This window comes from Novosphingobium sp. fls2-241-R2A-195 (assembly GCF_030209485.1).
GTDB lineage: Bacteria > Pseudomonadota > Alphaproteobacteria > Sphingomonadales > Sphingomonadaceae > Novosphingobium > Novosphingobium resinovorum.
Genome location: NZ_JARVRY010000023.1, coordinates 141,524 through 155,658, shown reverse-complemented (window position 1 = coordinate 155,658; position 14,135 = coordinate 141,524). Strand labels below are relative to the sequence as shown.

General features: G+C 65.7%; 10 protein-coding genes. 8 read left to right on the top strand and 2 right to left on the bottom strand.

Annotation, left to right across the window (positions count from 1 at the left end; translation table 11 throughout):
- Positions 1 to 192: 192 nt before the first annotated feature.
- Positions 193 to 735 (bottom strand): inorganic diphosphatase, encoded by a 543-nt coding sequence (gene ppa / locus QRN25_RS17570; protein ID WP_008832446.1) that lies wholly within the window; start codon positions 733 to 735, stop codon positions 193 to 195.
- Between the two features lie 180 nt (positions 736 to 915).
- Entirely contained in the window at positions 916 to 2,868 is a 1,953-nt protein-coding gene (locus tag QRN25_RS17565; RefSeq protein ID WP_285020485.1) for a M61 family metallopeptidase, read from the bottom strand.
- A gap of 116 nt (positions 2,869 to 2,984) precedes the next feature.
- Between QRN25_RS17565 and hisS the strand changes: the two genes are divergently transcribed.
- The 8 genes from hisS to QRN25_RS17525 all read left to right on the top strand — a co-directional run bounded on the left by hisS (position 2,985) and on the right by QRN25_RS17525 (position 14,066).
- Entirely contained in the window at positions 2,985 to 4,229 is a 1,245-nt protein-coding gene (gene hisS / locus QRN25_RS17560; RefSeq protein ID WP_285020484.1) for a histidine--tRNA ligase, read from the top strand.
- Between the two features lie 139 nt (positions 4,230 to 4,368).
- Positions 4,369 to 5,439 (top strand): peptide chain release factor 1, encoded by a 1,071-nt coding sequence (gene prfA / locus QRN25_RS17555; protein ID WP_285020482.1) that lies wholly within the window; start codon positions 4,369 to 4,371, stop codon positions 5,437 to 5,439.
- A 7-nt stretch (positions 5,440 to 5,446) separates the two neighbouring features.
- On the top strand, positions 5,447 to 6,295 hold the full coding sequence (gene prmC / locus QRN25_RS17550) for a peptide chain release factor N(5)-glutamine methyltransferase (RefSeq protein WP_285020480.1): 849 nt from the start codon (positions 5,447 to 5,449) through the stop codon (positions 6,293 to 6,295).
- 253 nt (positions 6,296 to 6,548) lie between these two features.
- Complete coding sequence (locus tag QRN25_RS17545) at positions 6,549 to 7,454, top strand: DUF4167 domain-containing protein (protein ID WP_285020478.1); 906 nt, start codon at positions 6,549 to 6,551, stop codon at positions 7,452 to 7,454.
- Positions 7,455 to 7,528: 74 nt separating this feature from the next.
- The gene (gene lnt, locus QRN25_RS17540; RefSeq protein WP_285020476.1) at positions 7,529 to 9,178 is read left to right on the top strand and encodes an apolipoprotein N-acyltransferase; all 1,650 of its coding nucleotides are present in this window, start codon (positions 7,529 to 7,531) and stop codon (positions 9,176 to 9,178) included.
- A gap of 44 nt (positions 9,179 to 9,222) precedes the next feature.
- A complete protein-coding gene (gene metK / locus QRN25_RS17535; protein WP_285020474.1) occupies positions 9,223 to 10,437 on the top strand; it encodes a methionine adenosyltransferase in 1,215 nt (404 codons plus the stop codon).
- A 283-nt stretch (positions 10,438 to 10,720) separates the two neighbouring features.
- Positions 10,721 to 12,592, top strand: coding sequence for an oligoendopeptidase F (gene pepF / locus QRN25_RS17530; protein WP_285020473.1), 1,872 nt, complete (start codon positions 10,721 to 10,723; stop codon positions 12,590 to 12,592).
- Positions 12,593 to 12,776: 184 nt separating this feature from the next.
- On the top strand, positions 12,777 to 14,066 hold the full coding sequence (locus QRN25_RS17525; RefSeq protein ID WP_350224258.1) for a polysaccharide biosynthesis/export family protein: 1,290 nt from the start codon (positions 12,777 to 12,779) through the stop codon (positions 14,064 to 14,066).
- Positions 14,067 to 14,135 lie beyond the last annotated feature (69 nt).

Below are 14,135 nucleotides of genomic sequence, written 5' to 3'. Positions count from 1 at the left end.
GGATTGCTTCGCTGCCCTTGCAATGACGGAGAGTTTTTTCGCTCCGTTCGAGCGATTCGAGCCTCCCCATAAGCCAAGGGGCCGGACAGCTTGCGCTGCCGGCCCCCGTCCACATGGGAAGTGAACTCTATAGCGTTTTCTAATCAGGTGGGATCACCTTATGACTCGGAAAACGCGGTAAATCGTTCTGGCTCAGGCTTCGGTCTTCGAGGCCTCGTAGCGCTCGATCGCCTCTTCGACGATGCGGGCGGCATCGGCGGCGTTGCCCCAGGTGCCGACGCGAACCCACTTTTCCTTTTCCAGGTCCTTGTAGTGGGTGAAGAAGTGCTCGACCTGCTGGTAGACGATGTCGGGCAGATCTTCCTTCTCGTTTACGTGCGAATAGTAAGGGAAGGTCGAGTTGATCGGCACGCAGAGCAGCTTCTCGTCGCCGCCATGCTCGTCCTCGAGGTTGAGGACGGCGATCGGGCGCACCTTGACCACGCAGCCCGGGATAAACGGCGAGCGAGCGACGACCAGCGCGTCGAGCGGGTCACCATCGGGCGAGAGGGTGTGCGGCACGAAGCCGTAGTTCGCCGGGTAGCGCATCGGCGTGTGCAGGATGCGGTCGACGAAGAGCGCGCCGGAGGCCTTGTCGAACTCGTACTTGACCGGCTCGCCGCCGACGGGAACTTCGATGATGACGTTCAGGCTCTTCGGCGCGTTGTCGCCGACGGGGATCATGTCGATGCGCATAATGGTCCTTCTTTATTTTCGCACTGTTCGTCTGCGTGGCGGGCCACACGTTGGGCGCGGGCTTAGCGTCGCGTTTATTGCGTCGCAACAGCCATTTCGGACGATACTGCGATGATTGCGCGAATAAGGACGTAATCGCCCCGGACGAGCCGGGGCGACAATCGTTTTAAGACAGGTTCGTTACTTGGCGCGCGCGGTGAGCAGCTTGTCGAAGCCGTTGACCTTGCCCGGTGTGGTGCTCTCCAGCCAGGGGTGGCGCAGGCCGCCGTGGTAGTCGATCGCGACCGTCTGATACCGCTCGCCGCGCTTGATCAGCAGGCTGATAGGCGCCTTCGCGGTCTTCGCGGCGGTGATCGCATCCTTCATCACGTCGGACGAATAGGCACGGCCGCCCACCGCGACGATCTTCGTCGAGTTGACGATGCCCGCATTGTAGGCCGGGCCGTCCCACAAGGTCGCGGTGACGTCGCCGTCCTTGTTCAGCGTCACGCCGAGCGAGTAGGTGAGGTCGAGCGTCTTGCGCTCCTCGGCGATTCCCTTTTCGTAGGCGTTGGGCTTGTCCTTCCACACCAGTTTGTAGCCGGCCATCTGCACGCCGTTCAGCGGTGCGGGCTGGTTGGTGTAGTAGAGGCGCGTGCGCAGGAAGCCGGCCCAGTCGTAGGCGTATACGCCGTTCAGCACCTTCACGACTTCGTCGAAGTCGTAAGTCACTTCGCCCCAGTCGCCGTCGCGCACGCCAAAGAAGGCCTTGGCGAAATCGTCGAGCCCCTTGGCGCCGCCCGTGCCCTTGCGGATGATCTGGTCGGCTTCAAGCCAAGTCAGCGCGCCCTCGACGTAGTAGTCTTCCGAGCGGGTGAGCGAGGTGTAGGGCAGCGGGCGGCGGCGCATCAGCTGCGGCGCGTTGACGGTGTCCTCGACCGAGCGCCACGACCGGCCGGGAGTGCCTTCGGCATACTTGCCCGCAGCGGTAGCGAACATCGCCATGACCATATCGCGCGACTGCACGCCCGAGCGGGCGGCGAGGACATAGCCCCAGAACTGGGTCTGACCCTCGTAGACCCACAGCATCGTGTTCTGCATCGGCTGTTGGTAGTCCGGCGTCCAGGCATCGGCGCCGCGGCGGAACTTGCCGTTCCAGCTGTGCACGAATTCATGCGCGATGACGTTGCGGTCCCAGTCCATCCCGGCCCAGTCGGTCCACGATTTGGGCTCCTGCTGGTTCTCGCTGGAGCGGTGATGTTCGAGGCCGATACCGCCCATGCGGTCGGTGAGGGCGAGCAGGAAGTCGTAATGGTCGAAGTGCTTCGAGCCGAAGGTGGTCGTCGCCTCCTTCACGAGGTTGCGGTAAGTCTGCAGGTTCTCGGGCTTGATCGCGAGGAGGTCCGGCTCGTCGGCGACGACGTCCATGAAGACGTTCTGGCCCAGGTCCCAGCGCTGCGAATGGATGCCGGCGAAGATCGGCGAATCGACGAGGCGCTCGAAATCGATGGTGTTCCAGGTGACGGTGTCGCCGGTCCGCTGGAAGCCGTCGAGCGCGGTGAACACCTGCCAGCCCCGGGGGAAGGTGACCGTCGGCTTGTACGGGATGCCGCGCGTGTAGTAGCCCGCCGGGTAGAGGCTCATCTTCTCCCACTGCAGGTTGAGCATCTCCTGCGTCATCGTGATGCGCCCCTCGCTGGTCTGCAGCGGGGAGGTGTGGACGAACTTCGCGGTGACGGTCTTCGTCCCCTCCGGCAGCGCGAGGTGGAAGGCGTTGACCGCGACGGTGTCACGCACCCAGGCGATTTCCCGAGTGCCATTGGGGCCGTCCGCATAGAAGTGGATGTCGGCGAGGAGGCCGTAAGGTCCGGTTTCCGAGTGGTTGCCCGGCAGCCAGCCCGCCTGCAGCAGGATCAGATCTCGCGCGCCGGGTGCGACCGGGATCGTCTGGGTGACGCGGTAGACGCCGCGCGAAATGTCACTCGCGTCGATGTTCAGGCCGATCGTGCCGGCATAAGGCACGTCCTTCGCGGCGGGCATTTCCGGCGGAAGCGGCGGGGCCATCGGCGTGGAGCGGTTAGCATCCTGCGCGAAAACGGAAGTCGCCAGCAGCAGGGAGGTGAGGAGGGTCGCGCCCTTAAGCAGATTCTTCATTGCGTAGGTCTTTGCGCTTGTTACCGCATTTGGCAACCATTGATGCCGTCGTTTTGGCCTCTCAAAATGGCGGGGCCACTTCACGAAGTGCGCCATTGCGGCTAGACGCGCGCGTCATGAACACCACACCACAGGCCATTCGCGGAACCCAAGACATCTTCGGCGCCGATGCCGAGTCTTTCGCCCACGTCGTCGAGACCTTCGAGCGCGTGCGCAAGCTCTACCGCTTTCGCCGCGTGGAAATGCCGGTGTTCGAGAAGACCGCCGTGTTCTCGCGCTCGCTCGGCGAGACGACCGACGTGGTCTCCAAGGAGATGTATTCGTTCGAGGATCGCGGCGGCGAATCGCTGACGCTGCGCCCCGAATTCACCGCCGGCATCGCCCGCGCCTACCTGACCGACGGCTGGAAGCAGTTCGCGCCGCTCAAGGTCGCGACGCACGGGCCGCTATTCCGCTACGAGCGTCCGCAGAAGGGCCGCTACCGCCAGTTCCACCAGATCGACGCCGAAGTGATCGGCGCGGCAGAGCCGATGGCCGACGTGGAACTGCTGGTCATGGCCGACCAACTGCTCAAGGAACTGGGCATTGCGGACGGCGTGACGCTGCAGCTTAACACCTTGGGCGACGGCGAGAGCCGCGAGGCCTGGCGCGCGGCGCTGGTCGAATACTTCCGCGGCCACAAGGATGTATTGTCCGAGGATTCGCAAGACCGCCTCGAGCGCAACCCGCTGCGCATCCTCGATTCCAAGGACCCGCGCGACAAGCCCTTCACCGCCGATGCCCCCAAGATCGACGACTTCCTCTCGGCCGAGGCGCAGGACTTCTTCGGCGCGGTCACTTCGGGTCTCGATGCGGCGGGCGTCGCGTGGACCCGCGCCGAGGCGCTGGTGCGTGGGCTGGATTACTATCGCCACACCGCCTTCGAGTTCGTGACCGACCGGCTGGGCGCGCAAGGCACCGTACTGGGCGGCGGCCGCTACGATGGCCTGATGGCCGCGCTCGGCGGTCCCGAGACCCCGGCGGTCGGCTGGGCGGCGGGGATCGAGCGCCTTGCCATGCTGGTGGCCGACGCTGGCCAGACCACCGAAGCGCCGCTGACGGCGATGCTCGCGGTCGAGGACGATGCGGCGCTGCACTTCGCGCTCAAGACGCTGACCGCGCTGCGCCACCAGGGCATCGATGCCGAGATCATCGCCACCGGAAGCCCGCGCAAGCGCTTCGACAAGGCGGTGAAGTCGAACGCGAAGGCGATCGTCTCGTTCGTGGTCAAGGACGGCGTGCCGACGGCCAACTTGCGTGCCGGTGAAACCACCCCTGCACGGCTGGCGGTGGAGCAGGTGCTGGTGACCATCCAGCCGTGATGGAAGTATGGTCACAACTTTGCGGAGGGCTTCGACAGGCTCAGCCTGAGCGGGGTTGGAGTTTTACGCTGCGTCCGCCCACCCTGAGCTCGTCGAAGGGGCAGGCGCAGCCTCTCGAAGCCCTTGAAGGCGCACGCTGATGGCGATTTCCGACATCCGCCTCGCCCAGCTCGGCGGCCGTCTGGCCGAACTGGAGGCGCGCCTTGCCTCGGGTACGCTTGAGGGGGAAGCCTTCGTCGCTGCAAGCCGCGACTACGCCGAGCTTGAACCCATCGCGCGCGCCGCTGCCGAAGTCGTTGCGATGCGCGGCGAACTCGAATCGCTGCTGGGCTTAGAAGACCCCGACCCCGAGATGCGCGCCCTCGCAGCGGAGGAAGCCGCGCGCCTCAAGGCCGAGCTGCCCGAGGCCGAGCGCCGCCTCGCCATCGCCATGCTCCCACGGGATGCCGCCGACGTGCGCCCGGCGATGCTGGAAATCCGCGCCGGCACCGGCGGCGACGAGGCCGCACTGTTCGCCGCCGACCTCTACCGCATGTACGAGAAATACGCCGCCGAGCAGGGCTGGCGGGTCGAGATGGTCAGCGCCAATGCCAGCGATGTTGGCGGCTTCAAGGAAGTCGTCGCCAACGTCACCGGCTCGGGCGTCTTCGCCAAGCTGAAGTTCGAAAGCGGCGTCCACCGCGTCCAGCGCGTGCCCGTCACCGAATCGGGCGGGCGCATCCACACATCGGCGGCCACCGTCGCGGTCCTGCCCGAACCCACCGAGGTCGACGTGGCGATCGAGGACAAGGATCTCAAGATCGACATCTACCGCGCCTCGGGCGCGGGCGGGCAGCACGTCAACACGACCGATTCGGCGGTGCGCATCACGCACCTGCCATCGGGCATCGTCGTCACCTGCCAGGACGAGCGCAGTCAGCACAAGAACAAGGCCAAGGCGATGCAGGTCCTGCGCGCACGGCTCTACGAGAAGATGCGCGACGAGGCGCAAGGCGCCGAGGCCGAGGCGCGCAAGGCCATGGTCGGTTCCGGCGACCGCTCGGAGCGCATCCGCACCTACAACTTCCCGCAAGGGCGCGTCACCGACCACCGCATCAACCTGACCTTGCACCGCCTGCCCGAAGTGCTCGAAGGGCCGGGCCTGGCGGAACTGGTCGATGCGCTGATCGCCGAGGACGAGGCGAAGCGGCTGGCAGCCCTAAGTGGATAAAGGGGGAATGCCTGATACCGTCGCAGAGGCCATCCGCGATGCCACCCTGCGTCTCGCCGAAACCAGCGATACTGCCCGCCTCGACGCCGAAGTCCTGATGGCCCATGCGCTGGGCGTCACCCGTTCGCAGCTTTTGCTTGGCCGCATGCGCGATCCGGCGCCCGAGGGCTTCGCCGCGCTGGTCGAGCGGCGTGCCGCGCATGAGCCGGCCGCCTACATCACCGGCACGGCCGAGTTCTACGGCCTCGAACTCGCGGTCACCCCGGCGACGCTGATCCCGCGCGGCGATACCGAAACACTGATCGAGGCCGCCCGCGAGGCTTTGCCCGCGCGCTCGCCCACCCGCATCCTCGATCTCGGCACCGGGACCGGCGCGCTGCTGCTGGCGGCGCTGTCGGTATGGCCGGAGGCGCAAGGTGTCGCGATCGACCGTTCGGCCGAGACGCTGGCGGTGGCGCAGGTCAATGCCGATCGCCATGCCCCGACCGCCCGGCTGCTGGTGGCTGACTGGACAAAGCCCGGCTGGTCGGCTGATCTCGGCCGCTTCGACCTGATCCTCACCAACCCGCCTTACGTCGAGGATGCGGCCGAACTCGACACTTCGGTCCGTGCCTTCGAGCCTGCGGGCGCGCTGTTCTCGGGGCCGGAGGGGCTGGACGACTACCGCGTCCTCGTGCCCCAGCTTCCCGGCCTCATGGCCCCAGGCGGCGTGGCGATGGTCGAGATCGGCTGGCGACAAGCCGACGCCGTGGCGGCGATCGGCGCGGCTGCCGGGCTGTCGTCCCGGGTTCATCGTGATCTGGGCGGGCGCGACCGGGTCGTCGCGTTTTCGGGGACAAACGTACTTGGGGCGTAAGTTTCCGCTTGGAATCGTCCTCTACAATCCCTAATGATTACCGCGAACCGGCCGATGGACGATGATTTCCCATACCCGGTTCGCCTCCAGCATTTGCAAGCGGTCGGCGGCGTCAACGCAACCGACAGGGCAGATGGGGAAAATCGCGGCGGCCGGGGGGCCGGTCGGGATCATGTGACGTACGGCAGTCCGGTTGATCGGGACCGGAGCGTGCCAGGGTTTTAAAGCCCGGGGTTTTGAGGAAAGTCATCCCTTGAATAACAACAATCGTGGTAACAACCGTCGGCGCGGCCGCGGTAACAACCGTCAGCAGGGCGGCCAGCAGACCAACCGGATCGACAGCAGGGCACGTGGCAATGCGCCGCAGCTTCTGGAAAAGTATCGGAAGATGGCGCACGACGCCCACCTTAATGGCGACCGCGTGACGGAGGAATACTACCTCCAGTTCGCGGATCACTACTTCCGTGTCATCGCCGACCAGAAGCAGCGCCAGGAAGACGCTCGCCAGCCGAATCAGCCGCGCCGCGACGATCATCGCCAGAACGATTACGGCGACGATTACGGTTCGTACGACGATCCCTACGGCGAAGCGCCGCCAGCTCCCGTCGAACGCGCTCCCGTCGAACGCGCTCCGCGCCCTGAGCGTGAACAGCGTCAGTATGAGCCCCGGAACGAACACCGCAACGATCAGCGCCAGTACGAGCCGCGCAATGAGCCGCGCCACGAACAGCGCGCTCCCGAGCAGGCTGCGCCGCCCGCCGTCGAGGCTACCGACGAGGTGGCCGAAGTGGGGTCCAACCTCTACGAACCGCCCGAGAACCCCTTCGTGCGCGACAACCGCGCTTCGCGTGGCCTGAAGCAGCGCAAGCCGCGCGGCTCCCGTCGCGACGAAGGCGACGAGGCGCAGGGCGAGGCCGAAGAGGCTCCCGTCGAAGCTGCTTCTGCTCCGGTTGCTCAGGAAGAGCCCGCCGGTTTCGACGCAGCGGCCCTCCCGCCCGCGATCTCGGCCAAGCCGACCCGCAAGCGCGCCCCCAAGGCTGCCCCGGCCGAAGCTCCGGCCGCTGAGGCCGAACCTGCCGCCGAGGAAAAGCCCCGCCGTCGCCGCACCCGCAAGGCTGCCGCCGGAGACGAAGCTGCTCCCGAGGCCGTCGAAGGCTGATCCTCCTTCCCCGGCGCGCGTGCACGGGATCGTAACTGGTCCCTTGCGTCGCGCCGGTCCGGGCTTACAAGCCCATGGCGATGCAGTCCGACCGGTACGCTTCGCCTTTCCTCAGAACCCTCACCCTGGCCGTGCCCCCGCGGCCGGGTGCGCGCGCACTGGCGGCCATTGCCGCCGGTGCCCTCGCGGCCTGCGGCTTCCAGCCCCTCGCGCTCTGGCCGCTGACCCTGATCGCCGTCGCCTGGCTGCTCGAACTGGTGGTTCGGGCAAGGACGGGGCGGCAGGTCTTCCTGCTGGGCTGGTGTTTCGGGCTCGGGCACTTCACTCTCGGCAACAACTGGATCGCGACCGCCTTCACTTATCAGGCGAACATGCCCGCCTGGCTGGGCATGATCGCGGTGGTACTGCTGGCGCTCTACCTTGCGCTGTTCCCCGCAGCGGCGGCGTTGGCGGCCTGGCTGGTGGCCCGGCCCGACCGCCGCGAAGGTTCGCGCGGTTTCGCCGCGCTCGCCCTCGCTTTCGCCGCGACCTGGATCGTCACGGAGTGGATTCGCGCCTGGCTGTTCTCCGGCTTCGCCTGGAATCCGCTGGGCATCGCCCTGCTGGGCGGGTTTGAAAGCCGGGGGCTTGGCATTCTGGCGCCGTGGATCGGGACGTATGGCCTCTCGGGCGTGCTGGTCGTGGTGTCCGGCGTGCCCGGCATCATGGCCCGGCTGCCCTCCGGGAAGGTGCTTGCGCCCATAGCCGTCGCGGTGCTGGCGGGCGGGCTTGGTTTCGCCATGCAAGCGCCCGCTCCGGCTGCGCAGCCCGGCCCGGTGCGCTACACGCTGGTCCAGCCCGACATCCGGCAGGAGTTCATCGACGACCCGCGCTATTTCGAGCGCAATTTCCAGCGCCTCGCGTCGCTGTCGCTGCCGCGCACGCCGGGGGACCGGCGCGCTGTGTTCTGGCCTGAATCGGGGCTCGGCGATTTCCTGCGCGACGGCTATCCGAGCTATCTCTACCGCATCTATACGTATGCCGGTGATCCGGAGATCGCCCGACGCCGCCTGGGCCGTGTGGTCGGGCCTTACGGACTGCTGATGACCGGCGCCGTCGACCTCGTCATGGAGGGCGAGGAGGAGAAGGCGGCGCGCAATTCGGTTACGGCAATCGATGGAAACGGGGCGATCCTGGCAGGGTATTCCAAGGCCCACCTCGTGCCTTTTGGCGAGTATCTGCCGATGCGCTCTCTGCTCGGGCCGATCGGGCTCAGCCGTCTGGTCGCGGGGCAACTCGACTTCCTGCCGGGACCGGGGCCGCGCACCGTCGACTTCGGCGCCTATGGCAAGGCCGGAATCCAGATCTGCTACGAGATCGTCTTCAGCGGCGAGGTCGTCGATCCCGCCAACCGGCCCGACTATATCTTCAACCCCTCGAACGATGGCTGGTTCGGCGCCTGGGGGCCGCCCCAGCATCTTGCTCAGGCGCGGCTGCGCGCGATCGAGGAGGGCCTGCCGGTGCTGCGCTCGACAACTACGGGAATCAGTGCGGTGATCGATGCCGACGGGATCGTGCGGGCCTTCGTGCCGCGCCACCGTGCCGGTCGTCTCGATGGCCTGATCCCGCAGGCCCATGAGCCGACGCTCTTTGCCCTACTGGGCAATGCGCTGCCGCTCGCGCTTGCCGCACTGCTGATGGCGGTTGCGCTTTGCGTGGTTGCACTCGGTCGCCGTCGGGTCTAGACCCCGCACTCACATAAAGCTTCCTTTATATCCCAAGGGATCACATGCGCAGCAACTACGTCTTCACGTCCGAAAGCGTCTCCGAAGGCCATCCGGACAAGGTTTCCGACCAGATTTCCGACGCCATCGTCGATCTGTTCCTGTCGAAGGACCCCGAAGCGCGCGTCGCGTGCGAGACGTTGACGACCACCCAACTCGTTGTCCTCGCAGGCGAAATCCGCTGCAAAGGCGTGTTCGAGAACGGCGAGTGGGCCGAAGGCGCGCTCGAGGAAATCGAGAAGACCGTTCGCGCCGTCGTCAAGAAGATCGGTTACGCGCAGGACGGCTTCCACTGGGAGACGTTCGAATTCATCAACCGCCTGCATGCCCAGTCCGCGCACATTGCGCAGGGCGTCGATGCGGCGGGCAACAAGGATGAAGGCGCGGGCGACCAGGGCATCATGTTCGGTTTCGCCTGCGACGAAACGCCCGACCTGATGCCCGCGACGCTCGATTACAGCCACAAGATCCTGCACAAGCTGGCCGAAGACCGCCATTCGGGCGCGGCCCCGTTCCTTGAGCCCGACGCCAAGAGCCAGGTGACCCTGCGCTTCGAGAACGGCGTGCCGGTGGAAGCCACCGCCGTCGTCGTCTCGACCCAGCACGCGCCGGGCTACGACAAGGGCGAGAAAGAAGCCGAACTCAAAGGCTACGTGAAGGCGGTCGTGACCGAGCTTCTCCCCGAGGGCTTCGTCACCGACAAGACGGTCTTCCACATCAACCCGACCGGCTCGTTCGAGATCGGCGGCCCTGATGGCGACGCGGGCCTCACCGGCCGCAAGATCATCGTCGACACGTACGGCGGTGCCTCGCCGCATGGCGGCGGTGCGTTCTCGGGCAAGGATCCGACCAAGGTGGACCGTTCCGCCGCCTACGTGACGCGCTATCTGGCGAAGAACGTGGTCGCCGCCGGCCTCGCCACGCGCTGCACCATCCAGGTGTCCTACGCGATCGGTGTCTCCGCCCCTCTCTCGCTTTACGTCGATACCCATGGCACCGGCAGCGTCGATGACGCCGTGCTGGAAGCCGCGATCGCCAAGGTCTCGGCCGAGAAGCTGGGCGGCCTGACCCCGCGCGGCATCCGTGTCGGCCTTGGCCTCAACAAGCCGATCTACGGCCCGACCGCCGCTTATGGCCACTTTGGCCGCAAGCCCGAGGGTGACCTGTTCCCCTGGGAGCGCACCGATCTCGCCGATGCGCTGAAGGCGGCGCTGGGCTGATCTGAAAGAGCACTGCATTCCTGTCGGGTGCTTACATTCTTCCTCCGTCATTCCCGCGAAGGCGGGAACCCATCTCCTGAATTTTCGTGTTGCACGGTCAGCAGATGGGCCCCGCCTTCGCGGGGATGACGGAGGAAGAAGGAGCGGTCATACGCACCCTTCGACCAACCGCCGACGCTGTTCGATCAGCGTCGGCGTTTCTCTTGCAACGATGGGCCAAGCCGATAGCTTCGGCCGATCGACCCCAGCGCTTTTCCGGGCGTGGGATGCAAGGGACACATCCATGATCGAAACCGACCGTCGCGGCGCACTGGGCATCGCCGCCGCGCTTCCTCTCGCTTCGGCGCTACCCTCTTTGCTCGCAGGTACGGCGCATGCGGCCGAAGCAGCAGCCGCGCAGTGGGACCTCACTGACCTTTATCCCGGCCTCGACGCCTGGGACGCCGCGCGCAAGCAGGTCGCCGCCGCGCTGCCTCGCCTCGCCGCCTACAAGGACAGCTTCGGCGCCGACGCGCCCTCCATGCTCAAGGCGCTGGAGGATATCTCCGAAGTCTCGAAGACCTTCGCACGCGTCTACGTCTATGCCTCGCTGAAGGCCGACGAGGACGTGCGCGTCTCCGCCAACCAGGAGCGCAACGCGCAGGTCATGGACCTCTACGCCGCCTTCGGCGAGGCGACCGCGTGGACCGCGCCGGAAACGCTGAAGCTGGGCAAGGACAAGGTCGAAAGCTTCATCGCCGCCGACAAGACGCTTTCCACTCGCTTCGCCTTCGGCCTGCGCAAGACCCTGCGCGAGGCCCAGCACACGCTCGACGCCAGGGGTGAGGCGCTGCTGGCGGCGGTGTCCTCGCCGCTGTCCGGCCCGCAGACGATCCGCGAGCAGTTGTTCTCCTCCGACATTCCCTGGCCCGAAGTGACGCTGTCGGACGGGCGCAAGACGACGCTCGATGCGCAAGGGTACACCCTGACCCGTGACGCGCCGAACCGCGACGACCGCAAGAACGTCATGGACGGCTTCTTCGGCGAGATGGGCAAGTTCGAAAGCTCGCTCGGCGCGGCGATGGCGGCCAAGCTCAAGGGCGACGTGTTCGAGGCCCGCGCCCGCAGCTACAAGAGCTGCCTTGCCATGGCGCTCGCCCCCGGTGCGGTGCCCGAGGGCGTCTACCGCACGCTGGTGGCCGAGACGAACGCCGGTCTGCCGCAGCTCCACCGCTCGTTCGAACTGCGCCGCAAGATGCTGAAGCTGCCGGACATGCACTATTACGACATCTATCCGCCGCTGGTCAGCATGGAGCGCAAGTTCACGCTGACTGACATGCGCAACATCACCCTCAAGGCCGTCGAGCCGCTGGGCCCCGACTACGTCAAGCGCCTCGGCGCGGCGACGGCGGCGAAGTGGATGGATCCCTGGCCGCGCCCCGGCAAGCGTCCGGGCGCCTACATGAACGGCTCGGCCTATGGCGTGCATCCCTACCTGCTGCTGAACCTCGGCGAGAACTACGAGGGGTTGTCCACGTATGCGCATGAATGGGGCCACGCGATGCATTCGCTGCTGGCTGATTCGGTGCAGCCTTACGAGCTGTCCGACTACCCGATCTTCACCGCCGAGATTGCCTCGACCTGCAACGAGGTGCTGCTGACCGAGTACATGCTGAAGCAGGCGAAGACCAAGGAAGAGAAGATCTACTACCTTGGCATGCGGCTGGAGGGCATGCGCGGCACCTTCTTCCGGCAGGCCATGTTCGCCGAGTTTGAACTGAAGATGCACGAGATGGCCGAAGCGGGAGAGGGCCTGTCGGGCGAGAGCCTGACGCGCGTCTACCTCGACCTGCTCAAGCGCTACCATGGCCCGAATTTCGTGATCGACGCGCCCTACGCGATCGAGTGGGCCTATATCCCGCACTTCTACAGCACGTTCTACGTCTACCAGTACGCCACCTCTATCTCGGCGGGGACGTGGTTCGCGCACTCGATCCTGAACGGCGGCAAGGCCGAGCGCGAACGCTACCTCGATGTGCTGCGGGCAGGCGGCTCGGCCGATCCGGTGGATATCCTCAAGAAGGCCGGGCTCGATATGACCAGCGCCGATCCGTATCGCGGGCTGGTGGCGGACTTCAAGGTGACGATCGACGAGATCGAAGCGCTGATGGCGTGACGCCGTTTCCTCTCCGGGCAAGCTCGGGGAGGAGGGTGTTTCGGCGAGGAGGGATGCCGGAGTGCGGGTTCAGCTCGAAATGTGGTGCGTGCATTCGGAAATGTGCCACATTTTTAATTCGCTCTGGCGCGACTAACGGCTTGTCAGTCTTGCCTGCTTTCCGACCCTCAGCTAGGTCGGCCTCATGAAAGCTCATCTCGCTGCCGGTGTGACAGCTGCGAAACCGGCGCCGTCCTTTACATCGCAAATTCTTTCATCGACCCAGAAGCCGCTTTTGCCGCGGAGCGGGTTCTTGAAAGGTGCGCTCGTGGGTGCACTCGCATTCGTCGGTCTGTCCGGCTGCGCGGGCAATGCTATCATGGGGGGCGATGGACCTTCGCTTGGTCAGATCAAGCGGGCGACCAGAGATGATGGTCGCCCCGATGGCCGCGCTGCATTGTTGTTGGGTGTCGATGCCCCGCTTGCACGCAAGCTTGAGGGATTGGACGCACCTGAAACATTCGGGCCGACATTCGGGGCAGGCAGGCCTTACGGCTCGGTCATAGGTCCGGGTGACGCGCTGCAGATTACTCTCTACGAAGCACCTCCCGCCGTGCTATTCGCATCATCCGCACCGCTTACTTCGGCCGCTGCGACGGCCGGAGGACAGCGTGGCATGGCGCTGCCCGATATCGAGGTCGATGCGGAGGGACGCATCATGGTTCCGTTCGCGGGCCTCATCGACGTGTCAGGCAGCACGCCGCAGCAGGTCGCGGCGAAAATCGTCGCGCGATTGAGGGGCAAGGCGCATCAGCCGCAGGCTCTGGTCAGCCTGCGCGGTGCTGCGTCGGCGGTTACAGTGGTCGGCCAAGTGCGATCAAGCATCCGCATGCCGCTGACTTCACGGGGCGAACGTGTGCTCGACGCCATCGCCGCTGCGGGCGGCCCAAGTGAGCCGGTCGAAAAAGTCAGTCTGCAGATCACTCGTGACGGGCGGAGTGTCCAGATGCCGCTGGATCAGGTCATCGCCTCGCCCGGCGACAATATCTTCTTGCGCCCTGCCGACGTGCTCACGGTTAGTTATCAGCCTCGCAGCTTCACCGTGCTTGGTGCGACTGGTCGCAATGATGAGATCAAGTTCGAAGCGCGGGGCATCACTCTGGCGCAGGCCCTGGGCCGGATCGGCGGACTGCGCGACGATCGGGCCAATCCGGGTGGCATCTTCGTGTTTCGACTTGAGGATGCCGCAACGATGGTGACGGTACTGCCCGGCGCGGACCTTGCTGGTGTGACAGATGGTGATGGCAAGGTGCCGGTCATCTACCGTGCGGACCTGCGCGATCCGGCCACTTTCTTCGCGGCACAGCACTTTGCGATAAGGGATCGCGATATCGTCTACGTCACCAATGCACCGGTCGCCGATTTGCAGAAGTTCGTGAACATTATCGGCGCCGCCATTTATCCAGTCGTGACCGTCCAGGCCGCCGGGCTCTGAGCGTTACAGCCTTCGATTATTCCCCAGGCCTGAGGCGGCGGTCCGCCCGGCGATGTGAAAAGAATTGCG